Source organism: Clostridium ihumii AP5 (assembly GCF_000612845.1).
GTDB classification, from domain to species: domain Bacteria; phylum Bacillota; class Clostridia; order Clostridiales; family Clostridiaceae; genus Clostridium_J; species Clostridium_J ihumii.
The window spans coordinates 69,072-83,887 of sequence record NZ_CCAT010000040.1; the positions used below are offsets into that span (position 1 = coordinate 69,072).

Consider the following 14,816-nt stretch of genomic DNA (forward strand, 5'->3'; position numbering starts at 1 on the left):
AATGGCATTAATAGGAACCATAGCAGTATTAATAGTGATATTAGTTATATTAATTTCAACTATTAAAGTAGTAAACACTGGATATGTTTATGTTTTAGAAAGATTTGGTCAATTTTACAAGCTTTTAGAACCAGGTTGGCACTTAACAATACCATTTGCAGATTTTGTAAGAAAGAAAATATCTATGAAACAACAAATATTAGATATACCACCACAAAATGTTATAACAAAAGATAATGTAAAAATTTCTGTTGATAATGTAATATTTTATCAAGTATTAAATGCAAAAGATGCAGTATATAATATTGAAAACTTTACATCAGGTATAATGTATTCAACTATTACTAATATGAGAAATATAATAGGAGATATGAGTTTAGATGAAGTTCTAGCAGGAAGAGATTCTATTAACTCAAAATTATTGAATATTGTTGATAATATAACAGATGCATATGGAATAAAAATACTTTCAGTAGAAATAAAAAATATAGTTCCACCAGAAGAAATACAAAATGCTATGGAAAAACAAATGAGAGCTGAAAGAGATAAAAGAGCTACAATTCTTACTGCTGAAGGTCAAAGAGAAAGTGCAATATCAAAAGCAGAAGGAGAAAAACGTGCTAAAATTCTTCAAGCAGAAGCTGAAAAAGAAGCTAATATTAGAAGAGCAGAAGGTCTTAGAGAATCTCAACTTTTAGAAGCAGAAGGTAAAGCAAAAGCCATAGAAATTATAGCTAAGGCAGATTCAGATGCAATTTCAAAAGTGAATAAAGCAATAATTGATTCAGGAACTAATGCTACAGTAATAGCATTAAAACAAGTAGAAGCATTAAAAGAATTATCTCAAAATCCTGCAAATAAATTAATATTGCCAGTTGAGTCATTAAAATCATTAGGAAGTATTGCAGCAATTGCAGAAACTTTAAATATGACTAAAAATGAAGATGATGATTAAAAAATTATAAGATATAACAAAAGAGAAATTGAATATTCAATTTCTCTTTTGTTTTTTTAATATAAATTTCAAATTTAAATTTAGGATTCTAATTAATTAAAAAAATCATTCTTTAAAATTGAAAATTTATAAGTTTAAGAATAAAAGGGAAAAGTAATAATATATTTAGTGTATAATTTTAAAATTGTTAGCCAGCTTACAGATTTGTGAAATGGAAACTTAAGGAGGATAAAATGAAAAGAAAAAAATTTATTATAGTAGCAATTGCATGGGCAATTGTAATATTAGTATTAAAATACATGGGCTTATTAACTTTAGATTTAGATACAATAAAGGGTTTTCTAGAAAATAATGAAAAATATGCAGCTATAATGTTTGTATCATTGTGGTCTTTAAGAATGTTACTTCTAATTCCAGGTGTGTTTTGTATGTTTTTAGGTGGAGTTTGTTTTGGAACGTTAAAGGGTTTTGTTTTATCTATAATAGGAATAACTATAAGTGAGATTATAATTTATGTATTAGCCAGTTTATTAGCGGATTCAGATATAAAACGCAAGATAGAGGATAAGTATGGAAATTTAAAACCAATTGTAGAAAAATATAATTATAAATTTTTAGTTTTAGGTATAGTTTGTCCAGTCACTCCAACTGATGTAGCATGTTTTTTATCGGCATCAGCAGGAATAAATTTTATAAAGTATACTTTGATTGTTATGATAGTAAATATGCCTATGACTTTTTTATATAGTTATTTAGGTGTAAGCTTTAATAAATCTATTTATGGTATTCTTTTAATAATAGCAACTATTATTTTAATTGGGGCATTAAGTTATAAAATGTGGAATGAAATAAAGAAAGAAAGCTACAGTTAAATGGAGCTTTCTTTCATATCTACTATTTATTCAATTTATTTAATAAATCACTCCTAGAAATAGTATTATTAAAAGTTTCAGCAGTATTTACAGCACGAATGATAGCATTTTCCATAACTTTTGATGCAAGCATACCAACAGTACTAACATCAGCTTCAACTAAATTTGTACACATTGTAAAGATAGTATCTCCATCATGCATAGTATGAACAGGATATATTGATTTTGCAAAGCCATTATGTGCTATTGAGGCAACTTTATTAGCCTCAGCTTTATTTAGTTTTGCATTTGTAGCAATTAATCCAATTGTAGTATTACCATTAAATCTATTGCTTTTATTTTGATATTCATTTATTAAGACTTTTTCTGTGTTTAAAAATTCAAGTGTATCATAATTTAATGCTCCGGCTAAAATTTCACCAGTTGAAGGGTTTATAACATCACCTAAGGCATTTACTGCAACAATAGCTCCAATTTTTAAATCACCTATTTGAATTGCATAGGAGCCAAGTCCACTCTTCATAGAACTTTTAGGTCCTAAGATTTTTCCAATAGTAGCACCACATCCAGCACCAATATTACCATTTAAGTCTTTAGTATTAGTTTCACTAAATTTACAAGCATCATAACCCATAGATTTATCAGGTCTAATCTTACTATTGCCTATAACTAAATCAAATAATACAGCACTGCAAACTATAGGAATTTTTGCAACACCAACATCAAAACCGATATTTTTATTTTCCAAGTACTCCATAACTCCAGAAGATGCATCTAATCCAAAAGCGCTTCCACCGGCTAAAACAACGGCGTGTATTTTTTCTATCATTTCAGTAGGATTTAAAAGATCAGTTTCTCGAGTTCCAGGAGCGCCTCCTCTTACAGCAACACCACCTGTAGCACCATCCTCACATAAAATAACAGTACATCCTGTTGCTGCATCTACATTTTGTGCATGACCAACTTTAATTTTATCTATATCTGTAAATTGTATTTCTTTCATAAAAATCACCTCATTAATTCTTAAATTATATACTATAGGGTTCCAAGTTCAAATTTAAAGTAATGTCTTTCTCAAATAATAATACTAATCTTAAAGTTTATTGCTATATTTATATTTGGAACCAGTTGACAATTAAAAATTGACAATTGTTCATTTTTGTACAATAGTTTGACTATGTTTTTTCAACTGAAATCAGTGTAATTACATTTTCGGCTTGTTTCATTATATAACAAAGTGACATTAACAAAATGTCAATGTCACATATATACTATTTAGATTTTCTTATTTTTTTCATTGCTATTATTATAGGTGTTACTATAACTGCTGCTACTAAAGCTTCAGGAATACCATTAGTTGTAGCTATAGTTAAACAAGTTATTGCAGCTGCATTATTGTTTGGAAGATTCCAAACAGCAGAAAGTTTATCTGCATAAATTAAGTATCCAAGACCTAAAACACCTACAGTATTAATAATTGAGCCTAAGAAAGCTGTTACACTAACTCTAACAGTATCCTTTTTTAAAGCAATTATTTTATAAATATAATAACTACCAACACCTATTAATATTCTAGGTAATAAAGCAATTATAGGATTTAAGAACATAAAAGATGTTAATGTTGGAGTTGTAATAGCTTGAAACATGCTAAAAAGTCCAAAAATAAGACCAATTAAACCACCAACAAGAGGTCCTTCTAAAATTCCACCTATTATTACAGGTAAGTGTAATATTGTTGCACTCATAGCAGGTAACGGTATAAATCCTAATTTAGTTACCCCTAAGAATATAGAAATACCTGATAGCATTCCTACAATAGCCATTTGTCTAACTGTAAGTTTTGACTTCTTTGACTTTGTTTTTTTAAATGATGTTTCCATAAAAAATCCTCCCATTCTTATTCCAAAATCGGATATAATTTGGATAAAAATAAATTATTAAGTTTTTATATTGTTCAGTTTCATAAATGAAAATGAATACTGACAATTGTATTTTACCACCTTTATGTTAAAAATCAATAAAAAGAAAAGAATTAAGAATTTTCAGTTTGAAATTTATTACAAATATCATATAAATTACAAATTTATCTTTGTTTAAATTAAAATATGAATTTAGAAGTTTAAATGAAGATGATATAATTACATATATTAAAATAGAAGTAGGGGGTACAGTTTTATGAAAAAGATGTTTGAGGAGAGTAATTTATCAGGAATAACATTAAAAAATAGATTCTTTAGGTCTGCTACTTATGAAAAAATGGCAAATGAAGATGGTCATTTAAATAATGAAATTATAAGTATTTACAAAGACTTGGCAAAAGGGGGAGTTGGCACAATAATAGGGAGTTATGCTTATATTTTAAAAGAAGAGCAACCATCACCTAAAATGATGGGTATATATGATAATTCATTTATAGAAGACTATAAAAAATTAGGATATATAGCACATAGTTATGGAGCAAAATATATACAACAAATAGTATATGGTGGTTCACAAACTACATTTAATATAGGAAAAAGAATTATATTGGGTCCGTCAGCTGTAGAAAATAAAAATACAAAAGTAATACCAGTAGAAATGACTAAAAAAGATATAAATACTATTGTAAAGGCTTTTGGAAGTGCTGCAAAGATTTGTAAAGAAGCAGGATTAGATGGCGTAGAAATACATGGGGCACATGGTTATTTATTAAGTCAATTTTTAAGTCCTTATTATAATAGAAGAACCGATGAGTATGGTGGAAGTTTAGAAAACAGAGCTAGAATAATCGTAGAAGTTTATGAAGAAGTTAGAAGGCAAGTTGGATATGATAAAAACTTTGTAGTAGGAATAAAAATTAATAGTAGTGATTTTGATATAGAAGGTGCTACATTTGAAGAATGTAAATATACATGTAATGAATTAGATAAAAGGGGGATAGACTTTGTAGAAGTAAGTGGTGCATCCTCTTATAAATATTCAGATGTAAATTACAAAGAATCAGTATTTAGAAAATATGCTGTGGAGCTTTCAAAGAATTTAAAAAGCAAAGTGATTTTAGTATGTAAAAATAGAAATATTAATACTATGGAAGAAATTCTTAATAATTCTAAAGTGGAATATTTTTCAATTGCAAGACCTTTAGTGTGTGAACCAGATTTAATAAATAATTGGAGTAGTGATAATAATTATAGTGCAAAGTGTGTATATTGTGGTCAATGTTTAAGTGGTGAAAATCTAAAATGCAAAATTAGAAAATAAAAATGAGTGGATTTACCACTCATTTTTATTATTTATTAATTTTATCTAATGCAATTTCTTTTTCAAGTTCAAAATATGAAGCTGAATTATCTATATATATTCTATGCCAAATTAGATAAACAAGAATTGTCCATATTTTTCTACTTCTATCGAAAGGTCCTTTTCTATGTTCTTCAATCAAGTTAAGAACTTCTTTCTTATTAATATATGGGTCATTACTTTGTTTTACAATATTTACAGCCCAATCGTAAAGTTCATTTTTAAGCCATAGACGAATTGGAACTGGATATCCAAGTTTCTTTCTATCTAATGCTTCTAAGAATGGAAGTTCAGATTTGAAAGCTTCTCTAAGCATGTATTTAGTAACATTACCATTAATTTTCTCTTCTAGAGTTAACTTAGAAGCAACTTTCATAACTTCTTTATCTAAGAATGGAACTCTAAGTTCTAAAGAGTGAGCCATGCTCATTCTATCAGCTTTTACTAGTATATCACCAGTAAGCCAAGTATTGAAGTCAACATATTGCATTTGTGTAACTTCATCATAGTTTTTAGCCTTATCATAAATTGGTTTCATTGTTTTAGGATAAGTAAATTCACTATTATATTTATTTAATATTGATGATTTTTCTTCATCTATAAATATCTTTGCATTACCAACATAACGTTCAGAAATAGGTGTACAACCTCTTTCAAGGAAACTCTTACCTCTCATACCTTCAGGCATTTTATGAGAAATAGATTTTAACATACTTTTTACTGGCTTAGGAACGTTATGGAATCCTTTTAAAGATAATGGTTCATGATATATAGTGTATCCACCAAATACCTCATCAGCACCTTCTCCAGATAAAACAACAGTTACATATTTACGAGCTTCTTGAGATATAAAATATAGTGGAATAGCAGCTGGGTCAGCTACAGGTCCATCCATATGCCAAATTATTTTTGGTATCTCATTTGCAAATTCCTCAGCAGAAATAATTCTACTGATATTTTCAACACCTAATTTGTCAGCACTTTCTTTAGCAAGATCAATTTCACTGTAACCTTCTCTATCAAATCCAATTGTAAATGACTTGATGTTAGGGTCTATTTTACTAGCAAGTGCAGTAACTACAGTTGAATCGATACCACCAGATAAGAATGTTGCTAGAGGAACATCAGCTCTCATATGAAGGTCTACAGAATTAGAAACAACTTTTCTAATTTCAGCCATTCTCTCATCTTGAGGCATTGGAATAGGGTTAAACTGCAATGTGTAATATTGATTTATTTCACAAGGTTTTCCTAATTCTTTTTTTATAGTATGACCTGGTTTTAAAATTTTAACATCATTAAGAATAGTGTTTGGCTCAGGTACAAATTGGAAAGTCAAATAATTATGTAGAGATTCCATATTTATATCTTTACGAACACTATCTTTGTTAGCAAAGAAGCTCTTAAGCTCAGAAGCTATATATAATCCATTTTCTGTTTCAAGATAGTAAAAAGGTTTTATTCCGAAAGTGTCTCTAACACCAAAGAAAGTATTTTTTGTTTTATCCCATATTAATATAGAATACATACCTCTTAATTTATTAACAAAGCTTTCTCCATCACGACTATATAATGTAGCAGCAACTTCAATTTCACATCCTGTTTTGAATGTGTAACCTTCTTTAATTAGTTCTTCTCTTAATTCTATATAGTTATATATTTCTCCATTAAAAACTAATTCGTATTCACCATTTCCATGACTATAAGGCTGTTTACCATTTTCTAAATCTAGTATGCTAAGTCTTCTAAATCCAAGATAAGCGTATTCATCAAAATATTCTCCATCTTGAGTTGGTCCTCTATGTATTATAACTTCAGACATAGGACTAAATTCAGCCTTTTTATCTATGTTCATAGGGTTATTACTAAAAAATGCTACAAATCCACACATATTAAATCCTCCTTAGTAGCTAAAATCAATATTTCTATTAAACTATTTTAAAATTTAATTTAAAATAAAATGATTTAATCTTAATCAAATATTAAAGAATTGTTCAAATATTTAATATATAATTTACTTGTACAGTAAATATTTGCATTAAAAATATAATTATAATATACCATACTATCAATAAAGTACAGACATTATAATAAAAAAACTTCTATTTTTAAGTAAATTTTTGCTTTATATAAAAATTTACTTAAAAAATAATTATTAAAAAAAACATAAATTTTAATGATTCTTTTTATTCAATTAAAGTATATCATATATAAATATAAAATGGTTACATAAATATTTCTCAAAATGAGTAATATCTTATTTTATGTAAAAATAATTAGAGATAAATTGGAAAAATGTCAAATTCATATCAAAAAAAAACGAAAGAAAAGAATGAACAAAAGAAGGTAAAAAAAAGGAGGATATAGAATAATAGTAATTGTAAAAAACTTACAAACAGGGGGAAATTAAATATGTCAGAAAGTAGAGGTAAAAGTATTACTTTTTATTATTATGGTAATGACCATATGACAATTAATCTTTACAAATATATAAAAACTAATATAGAGAATAATGTATTTATGTATTTAAATTTGGAAGATAAAACCTATGATTTATTGAATGAATTTTTGCAAAATACAGAAAAATTGATGGTTAAAAATGATAGTATTCAAAATGTAATATTTGAAGATGAAAAGTATGTATTGGAAGATTTTTTAAAAAGATACAGAGATGATAAAATTTCTCTTGGATTTTATAATGTGATATTCGTTATAGATGCTAGATATATAATAGAAAATAGTAGTAAAGAAGTGTTTAAAAGACTTATAGAAAATATTTATGAAATAACTTTAAATAACGATATAACAGTATTAGTATTATATGATTTTGAAGATTATACTAGGGATGCTAAATATATAGATAAGGAAATAATAAGATTATCTTATGATAAACATAGTCATAGAATGTTTGTTAATGAAATTATTCCTATGTATGAGTTTGTGAATACTAAAAGTTTAGCTTAATTAATAATTGTTAAGACTATAGAATAATTGTTGTTGATTAAAAAAATAATATATATTATTCTATAGTTAAAATAATTATTTTTATTAAAGAGAGGCTAAATAAATGCATATTGTTGATATTAGCAAAATGGGTATAACTGAATTAAAAAAGTATTTAAAAGAAAATGATATAAGTGCAGATGTAATAAGAATTCAATTAGTTGGAAAAATGTGCAAGGATAGCTCATTTATCTTAACATTTGATGGAAAAGATGAAAATGATAATTTAGAAGAAGTAGAAGACATAATTTTCTTAGTTAATAAACATATTAGTGAAAAATATGGAAAACTTAAAATATTAGCTCCAAGTGAAAATGGTTTAGATGGATTTTCTGTGGTAGCAGAAAAGAAACCTAAAAGTTGTTGCTCTACAGGAAAATGTAAATCCTGTTCTAATTGTTCATCATGTTGTAAGAAAAATTAGGGATTACATAGAATATATGTTCAGAATCATAGGAAAAGTGTAAATTTATTGAAAAAATTCTAAAAATATATTATTATATATGTAGTTTAATCAATAATAGTTCTTATTAATTTAAAGTAGGGAATTAGAAAAGGGGTATGAAATGAGTATTGTAAAAGTAAGCGAAAATGCTTTTAAGGAATTTAAAAAATTTTTAGAAGAAAATGATGTGAAAACAGATGTAATAAGAATACATTTAGCTGGAATGGGTTGTGGTGGACCAGCATTTAATCTTGTATTGGATGAAAAAAAGGAAGAGGACAATGTAGAAGTTATGGACGGGTTAACATTTTTAGTTGATAAAAATGTTACAGAACAGTTTGGAGAATTGAGTTTATTATGTGCTGATGAAAATGGCATGGGCGGTTTTTCCATAGAAACAGAGAAAAAAGTTGAAGGTGGCTGTTGTTCTGGTTGTTCAGGATGTGGCGAATAAAAAATATTAAAAGGTAAAGCTTTTTTAAGCTTTACCTTTTATTTTTGAGCTTTTTAGCATATACTATTTGAAATACTAATAGAAGAGCTTTAAAAAATTATTGATTTAAATAGCAAGATATATTATTATGTAATTATTCTAATTAATAATTGTTATCAACAACTTTGTCTTAAAAAGTTGATAAGTTATATTTGAATTGAAATTTTAAAACTTAAAAATGCTATTTTATAGCATAAAAAAGGAGAGAAGGATAAATGAACATTATAAAAGTTAGTGAAAATGCTTTTAAAGAATTCAAAGAATTCTTAAAAGAAAATGAAGTAACTGCAGATGTTATAAGAATACACTTTGCAGGCATGGGTTGAGGAGGCCCAGCTTTTAGTCTTGTTCTGGATGAACAAAAAGAAACTGATAATACACAAACAGTAGATGGATTAACATTTTTAGTAGATAAAGAAGTAACTGAGCAATTTGGTACATTATCACTATTATCTGGTGAAGAAAATGGAATGGGTGGTTTCTCAATAGAACCAGAGAAAAAACCAGAGAGCAATGGATGCTCATCTTGTTCAAGTTGCGGTTAATAAAACTTATACATAAAAAAAGCATGAACCTTTAGGTTCATGCTTTTTTGCATTTACAAACATTAACTTTTCACTGTTCACTCTTAGTTTTTAATTGGTTCCAAATATAAAAATAGAAATAATATGTAACTTTAGTATTATCATTTGAGAAAGCTATTATTTAAAATTTTAGCTTGGAACCCTATATATTGAATCAAAAATAAATTCTAACATAATATAAATATATGGAAATAAGTTTTAAATTTAATTTGTGATTTTATGGTGAAATTTTATGTTAAAATTAAGATGAATTTATAATATTATGATTGTGATAAATATTATAATAGAGATTTCATCTTAGTTTTATTTATATATTTATATTTTAAAATATTAGATATGAAATAATAAAAATCGCAATATTTTGAATTTGATATTATTTTAGTATTATAGTTATTCTTGGAGGAGAGATTATGGACAGATATGAGATAATACTGAGGCTTATGTTAGCATTTGTTATAGGTGGTGTAATTGGATACAACAGAGAAAACAATCATAGTCCAGCAGGATTAAGAACTCATATATTAGTATGTGTAGGTGCAGCTTGTACATCGTTAGTACAACTTTCTATTTTAGAATATACTGCTGAATTAGTTAAAATAAATGTAGATTTAACTAATATTATGAAAATAGATTTATCAAGGCTTGGTGCACAAGTTATAACAGGAGTAGGTTTTTTAGGTGCTGGTACTATAATACATGAAAAAGGATTAGTTAAAGGTCTTACTACGGCAGCATCAGTTTGGATTGTTGCTTGCATAGGTATTGGAATAGGATTTGGATTCTATTTTTTAGCAATATCTTCATCTATAATAGTATATTTATCATTAGTTTCATTAAAAAAAGCAGAAAAGAAATTTATAGAAAAAACTAAAGATATAAAACTTTATATAGAATATGTAGATAAATATGAAGCAACTAGAGTATTAGAAGAAATTTTAAGGGAAAAAAATGCCAAGATTTTGTCGTTAGAATGCAATTTTAAAGAAGAATGTAATAAAAATGTAGAATGCTGTATATACTATATGATGATTCCAGTAAGTATTAATAATCTAGAGTTTATAAATGATCTTAGTATCACTGGCAGATTTAAGTGTGTGAAGATAATATAAAATTTAAACTCTAGAATAATAAGGAGAGAAAGCAAAAATGAGTATAACAATCGTTTCTTTTATTATTCTTATAGGAGCATTATATACTATGGTTATAACCCTAAAAAGATATGAGGATAAAGAAAGAAAAGTATTAACACTTGAAGAATGTGAACATATTATTGTTTGGCAAAATGATCCTAGCAGGAAAGTTTCACCACCAGAAAAATTAGATAAGATAATTGAAAGAGTTACTAGAGGTGAAATTGTTAAGGTAAAAAATAAAAAAGTATATAATGAAGTAATGAGAATAAGTAGCAAAGCTATAAAATTTAATAATTTAATACTTGTAAAACAAAACAAAAAGTGATAGAATGAATAAAAATAGAAATCTTTAAACAGTCCAGAGAGACCGCAAGATTTAAAAATGAGAAGAGATATAATAACTATTACTTGGAATTTATAACTTCTTGCGGTCTACGCAAGAAGTTTTTTATTTTACATTAAAATTTAAAAGACAAGTATTGCCTTTTAATCAGTCCAGAGAGGCTGAAAGGGAGAAATTAAGTTTCTCCTTGAAAAAAATTTCAGGAGGTTTTTTTATGTCAGAAAAAGTTGTTTATTCAAATGAGGTTAAAGGAAATATTTTATTCGAAAAATTAAAAAGAATAGTTTTAGCAAGTCAACACTTAATTGCAATGTTTGGTGCTACGGTATTAGTTCCAATACTTACAGGATTTGATCCATCTATTGCACTTGTAGCAGCAGGATGTGGAACATTAATTTTTCACTTATGTACTAAAGGTAAGGTACCTGTGTTTTTAGGCTCATCTTTTGCATTCATATCAGTTATAGTTACTGTTAAAGAAGTTCATAATGGAGATTTAAGATATGCACAAGGTGGAATTATGGTTGCAGGACTTATATATGTAATACTATCATTTTGCGTAAAAAAGATAGGTGTGCATAATATAAAAAGATATTTTCCAGCACAAGTTATAGGACCGATGATAATAGTAATAGGATTAAATCTAATACCTACAGCACTCCAGATGGCATCTCAAAATATTATAGTAGCAATAGTTACATTGTCAGTAGCAATTTTAATAAGAGTATTCTGTAAAGGATTCTTAAAGCAATTATCTATATTATTAGCAGTTATTGTAGGATATTTATTAGCATTATCATTAGGAATAGTAGATACAACAATAATAACTAGTGCACCTATAGTAGCTATACCTAAATTTACATTACCTAAGTTTGATTTTGGGTCAATAATGGTAATCGCACCAGTGGTTTTAGCAGTACTAATGGAACATGTTGGCGACATAACTACAAATGGTCAAGTTGTAGGAAAAAACTTTATTGAAGATCCAGGTTTAAATAGAACTTTACTAGGAGATGGACTTGCAACAATGTTCTCAGCATTAATAGGAGGACCTGCAAATACAACATATGGAGAAAACACTGGAGTACTTGCATTAACAAAAAATTATGATCCATCAATATTAAGACTTACAGCAGTTATAGCAATATTATTAGGGGTAGTTTCAAAGGTAGGAGGATTTTTACAATCAATTCCTTCATCTGTAATGGGTGGAATAAGCATAATATTATTCTCAATGATAGCTATGGTTGGTGTAAAAAGCATAAAAAATGATAATGTAAAATTTGATTTAAGAAATAGTATTGTTATGTTAACTATAGTAGTTTTAGGATTAGGAACAACATTATTAGAAAAGAAATTTGGAGTATCATTAGGAATACCAGTTACAGAAACAGTAAAAATATCAGGATTAAGTTTAGCTGCAATAGTTGGAGTAACTTTAAATGCAGTATTAAATAGAAAACAAATAAAAAAAGAAAAAGCTATGTCTGAAAGCAAATCAGAATTAGCTTGTTAATATAGAAAAAGAAGACATACTTATTTTTGAGATAGCTAAACTTTAATTTAAAATTATAAATTTTAAAATTAAATATATAAAAAGCTTTAAATTGCTATAAAATCTAAAATGACTTTATAGCAATTTTTATTTTTATAAATAAAAATTTACAAATTATATATAAAAGTTAACTTTGAGTGAATTTTTTTAAAATTTTTTAAAAAATATTTTTTGAATAAAAAATAGTTATATATGAATTATTATGAAAAATGTATAAAATAGGATGAATAACAAAGTATACATAATTATATTAAATTTGGAGAATAATAATAATATACTTAATGAATTTTAAAAATACTAATAAAATTAAATATATGTATTAAAATCCAATAAACAGAAAAGAAAGAATAAAAAGAAAATTAAGAAATAAGTCGAAAACTATTGAAAAATATAGAAAAAACTATATAATGAAAATGTAACAAATTTAACAAAAATTTAAAAAATAAAGGGGGACAAAAATGAGTAAAGAAAAAAAGAAGAAAAAATCATTTCCGACGGCCTTTACAGTGCTGTTTATAGTATTAATCCTTGTAGCATTACTTACTTATTTAGTACCAGCAGGAAGTTATGCAAAACTTAAATATGATGTAGAATCAGATAAGTTTATGGTAACTATGCCTAAAGGAGATGTTACTGAGTTAGATCCAACACAAGAAACTTTAGAAAAACTTGGAGTTAAAGTAGATGTTGAAAAGTTCACAAGTGGAAAAATTAGCAAACCAATAGCTATTCCAGATACATATGAAGAACTAGAACAACAACCACAAGGTTTCTTTGAAGTTTTAGCAGCACCAATACAAGGTGTTTATGATTCAATTGATATTATAATGTTTGTATTTATATTAGGTGGAATTATAGGAGTTATAAATCATTCTGGAGCTTTTGATGCTGGAATTGCTAGTTTGTCAAGAGCTACTAAAGGAAAAGAAATGTTACTTATAGTTATAGTTACTGTATTAGTAGCAGCAGGTGGAACTAGTTTTGGACTTGCAGAAGAAACAATAGCGTTTTATCCAATACTAATGCCTATATATCTTGTATCAGGATATGATGCACTTGTTTGTATAGCAGCTATATACTTAGGTTCAACAATAGGAACAATGTTTGCGACAACTAACCCATTCTCTGTAGTTACAGGTTCTAATGCAGCAGGTGTAAACTTTACTGATGGAATGTTATTTAGAGGAATAGGTCTTGTTTTAGCAGTAACATTAGCATTAATATACATAATCCGTTATGCTAAGAAAGTTCAACATGATGCTAAAAATTCATATATATATGAAGACAAAGATCATATAGAAAATAAATTCTTAAGTGGATATGATGCTGATAATTTACCAGAATTCAATATAAGAAGAAAGCTTATGCTTATAATATTTGCACTTGCATTCGTAGTTATGGTTTGGGGAGTTTCAACAAAAGGTTGGGGCTTCAAAGATATGACAGCTCTATTCTTAATAGTAGGAATAGTTATCGGAATAGTTTCAGGTATGGGCGAAAAAGTATTTGTTGATAAGTTCGTAACTGGAGCAGGAGATTTAATAGGAGTTGCTCTTATTATAGGAGTTGCAAGGGGAGTAAACATAATAATGGAAAGTGGACTTATAAGTGACACTATTCTATATTTCTCTTCAAACTTAGTAACTGGAATGAACTCAATACTATTTATATTAGTTATGGTAGTTATATTCTGTGTATTAGGATTCTTTATACCATCATCATCAGGTCTTGCAACACTTGCAATGCCAATTATGGCACCACTTGCTGATTCAGTAGGATTATCAAGAGATACTATAGTTAGTGCTTATATCTATGGTCAAGGATTAATGTCTTTCATTACACCAACAGGATTAATACTTGCATCATTAGAAATGGTAGATGTAACATATAACAAATGGTTAAAATTTGTATTGCCACTAATGGGAATGATAGGTGGAATAGGAATTGCAATGTTAATAATTCAAGTTTTAGTATAATTAAATTATTAATAACATATTAAAAATAGTAGAGAATGTTTATAGCAATCTCTACTATTTTTTTTATTTGTAAAGAAAACAAGTTGATTTACTATATATAAGCAAATTTAACTTTTAAAGTTGTTAATAGAATATTAGTATAAAATAATTAAAAATGTAGAATAAAATATTTATATTG

At 26.9% G+C, this 14,816-nt stretch carries 14 protein-coding genes; 11 read left to right on the forward strand and 3 right to left on the reverse strand.

Annotated features, from left to right (window positions below):
* The first annotated feature begins 1 nt into the window (after nt 1).
* Complete coding sequence (locus BN346_RS05220) at nt 2–955, forward strand: SPFH domain-containing protein (RefSeq protein ID WP_101541677.1); 954 nt, start codon at nt 2–4, stop codon at nt 953–955.
* 233 nt (nt 956–1,188) lie between these two features.
* A complete protein-coding gene (locus tag BN346_RS05225) occupies nt 1,189–1,827 on the forward strand; it encodes a TVP38/TMEM64 family protein (protein ID WP_034440198.1) in 639 nt (212 codons plus the stop codon).
* A 22-nt stretch (nt 1,828–1,849) separates the two neighbouring features.
* Here the strand turns inward: BN346_RS05225 and BN346_RS05230 are convergent, their stop codons facing one another.
* Nucleotides 1,850–2,830, reverse strand: coding sequence for a P1 family peptidase (locus BN346_RS05230; RefSeq protein WP_034440199.1), 981 nt, complete (start codon nt 2,828–2,830; stop codon nt 1,850–1,852).
* 268 nt (nt 2,831–3,098) lie between these two features.
* Nucleotides 3,099–3,707, reverse strand: a complete 609-nt coding sequence (locus BN346_RS05235) for an ECF transporter S component (protein WP_034440201.1) — start codon at nt 3,705–3,707, stop codon at nt 3,099–3,101.
* Between the two features lie 295 nt (nt 3,708–4,002).
* Between BN346_RS05235 and BN346_RS05240 the strand changes: the two genes are divergently transcribed.
* On the forward strand, nt 4,003–5,067 hold the full coding sequence (locus BN346_RS05240) for an NADH:flavin oxidoreductase (RefSeq protein ID WP_034440202.1): 1,065 nt from the start codon (nt 4,003–4,005) through the stop codon (nt 5,065–5,067).
* A gap of 28 nt (nt 5,068–5,095) precedes the next feature.
* On the opposite strand, the gene asnB is transcribed toward BN346_RS05240, so the two are convergent.
* Entirely contained in the window at nt 5,096–6,997 is a 1,902-nt protein-coding gene (gene asnB / locus BN346_RS05245) for an asparagine synthase (glutamine-hydrolyzing) (protein ID WP_034440204.1), read from the reverse strand.
* 521 nt (nt 6,998–7,518) lie between these two features.
* Here asnB and BN346_RS05250 point away from each other — a divergent pair.
* The 8 genes from BN346_RS05250 (at nt 7,519) to BN346_RS05280 (ending at nt 14,638) form a co-directional block, all read left to right on the forward strand.
* A complete protein-coding gene (locus BN346_RS05250; protein ID WP_034440205.1) occupies nt 7,519–8,070 on the forward strand; it encodes a hypothetical protein in 552 nt (183 codons plus the stop codon).
* Between the two features lie 103 nt (nt 8,071–8,173).
* Nucleotides 8,174–8,533: an iron-sulfur cluster assembly accessory protein gene (locus tag BN346_RS05255; RefSeq protein ID WP_034440207.1), complete on the forward strand. Its 360-nt coding sequence runs from the start codon at nt 8,174–8,176 to the stop codon at nt 8,531–8,533.
* 142 nt (nt 8,534–8,675) lie between these two features.
* Nucleotides 8,676–9,008: a HesB-like protein gene (locus BN346_RS05260; protein WP_034440209.1), complete on the forward strand. Its 333-nt coding sequence runs from the start codon at nt 8,676–8,678 to the stop codon at nt 9,006–9,008.
* 254 nt (nt 9,009–9,262) lie between these two features.
* The gene (locus BN346_RS22340; RefSeq protein WP_478215658.1) at nt 9,263–9,373 is read left to right on the forward strand and encodes an iron-sulfur cluster assembly accessory protein; all 111 of its coding nucleotides are present in this window, start codon (nt 9,263–9,265) and stop codon (nt 9,371–9,373) included.
* Between the two features lie 668 nt (nt 9,374–10,041).
* Nucleotides 10,042–10,740: an MgtC/SapB family protein gene (locus BN346_RS05265; RefSeq protein WP_034440210.1), complete on the forward strand. Its 699-nt coding sequence runs from the start codon at nt 10,042–10,044 to the stop codon at nt 10,738–10,740.
* Between the two features lie 37 nt (nt 10,741–10,777).
* Complete coding sequence (locus BN346_RS05270; RefSeq protein ID WP_034440212.1) at nt 10,778–11,089, forward strand: hypothetical protein; 312 nt, start codon at nt 10,778–10,780, stop codon at nt 11,087–11,089.
* A 232-nt stretch (nt 11,090–11,321) separates the two neighbouring features.
* On the forward strand, nt 11,322–12,623 hold the full coding sequence (locus tag BN346_RS05275) for a uracil-xanthine permease family protein (RefSeq protein WP_034440214.1): 1,302 nt from the start codon (nt 11,322–11,324) through the stop codon (nt 12,621–12,623).
* A 497-nt stretch (nt 12,624–13,120) separates the two neighbouring features.
* Nucleotides 13,121–14,638, forward strand: a complete 1,518-nt coding sequence (locus BN346_RS05280; RefSeq protein WP_034440216.1) for a YfcC family protein — start codon at nt 13,121–13,123, stop codon at nt 14,636–14,638.
* The last annotated feature ends 178 nt before the right edge of the window (nt 14,639–14,816 follow it).

Excerpts from the sequence above, each read along its gene's own strand:
- BN346_RS05220 (WP_101541677.1), top strand. The coding sequence starts at position 2 with ATGGCATTAATAGGAACCATAGCAGTATTAATAGTGATATTAGTTATA.
- BN346_RS05225 (WP_034440198.1), top strand. The coding sequence starts at position 1,189 with ATGAAAAGAAAAAAATTTATTATAGTAGCAATTGCATGGGCAATTGTA.
- BN346_RS05230 (WP_034440199.1), bottom strand. The coding sequence starts at position 2,830 with ATGAAAGAAATACAATTTACAGATATAGATAAAATTAAAGTTGGTCAT.
- BN346_RS05235 (WP_034440201.1), bottom strand. The coding sequence starts at position 3,707 with ATGGAAACATCATTTAAAAAAACAAAGTCAAAGAAGTCAAAACTTACA.
- BN346_RS05240 (WP_034440202.1), top strand. The coding sequence starts at position 4,003 with ATGAAAAAGATGTTTGAGGAGAGTAATTTATCAGGAATAACATTAAAA.
- asnB (WP_034440204.1), bottom strand. The coding sequence starts at position 6,997 with ATGTGTGGATTTGTAGCATTTTTTAGTAATAACCCTATGAACATAGAT.
- BN346_RS05250 (WP_034440205.1), top strand. The coding sequence starts at position 7,519 with ATGTCAGAAAGTAGAGGTAAAAGTATTACTTTTTATTATTATGGTAAT.
- BN346_RS05255 (WP_034440207.1), top strand. The coding sequence starts at position 8,174 with ATGCATATTGTTGATATTAGCAAAATGGGTATAACTGAATTAAAAAAG.
- BN346_RS05260 (WP_034440209.1), top strand. The coding sequence starts at position 8,676 with ATGAGTATTGTAAAAGTAAGCGAAAATGCTTTTAAGGAATTTAAAAAA.
- BN346_RS22340 (WP_478215658.1), top strand. The coding sequence starts at position 9,263 with ATGAACATTATAAAAGTTAGTGAAAATGCTTTTAAAGAATTCAAAGAA.
- BN346_RS05265 (WP_034440210.1), top strand. The coding sequence starts at position 10,042 with ATGGACAGATATGAGATAATACTGAGGCTTATGTTAGCATTTGTTATA.
- BN346_RS05270 (WP_034440212.1), top strand. The coding sequence starts at position 10,778 with ATGAGTATAACAATCGTTTCTTTTATTATTCTTATAGGAGCATTATAT.
- BN346_RS05275 (WP_034440214.1), top strand. The coding sequence starts at position 11,322 with ATGTCAGAAAAAGTTGTTTATTCAAATGAGGTTAAAGGAAATATTTTA.
- BN346_RS05280 (WP_034440216.1), top strand. The coding sequence starts at position 13,121 with ATGAGTAAAGAAAAAAAGAAGAAAAAATCATTTCCGACGGCCTTTACA.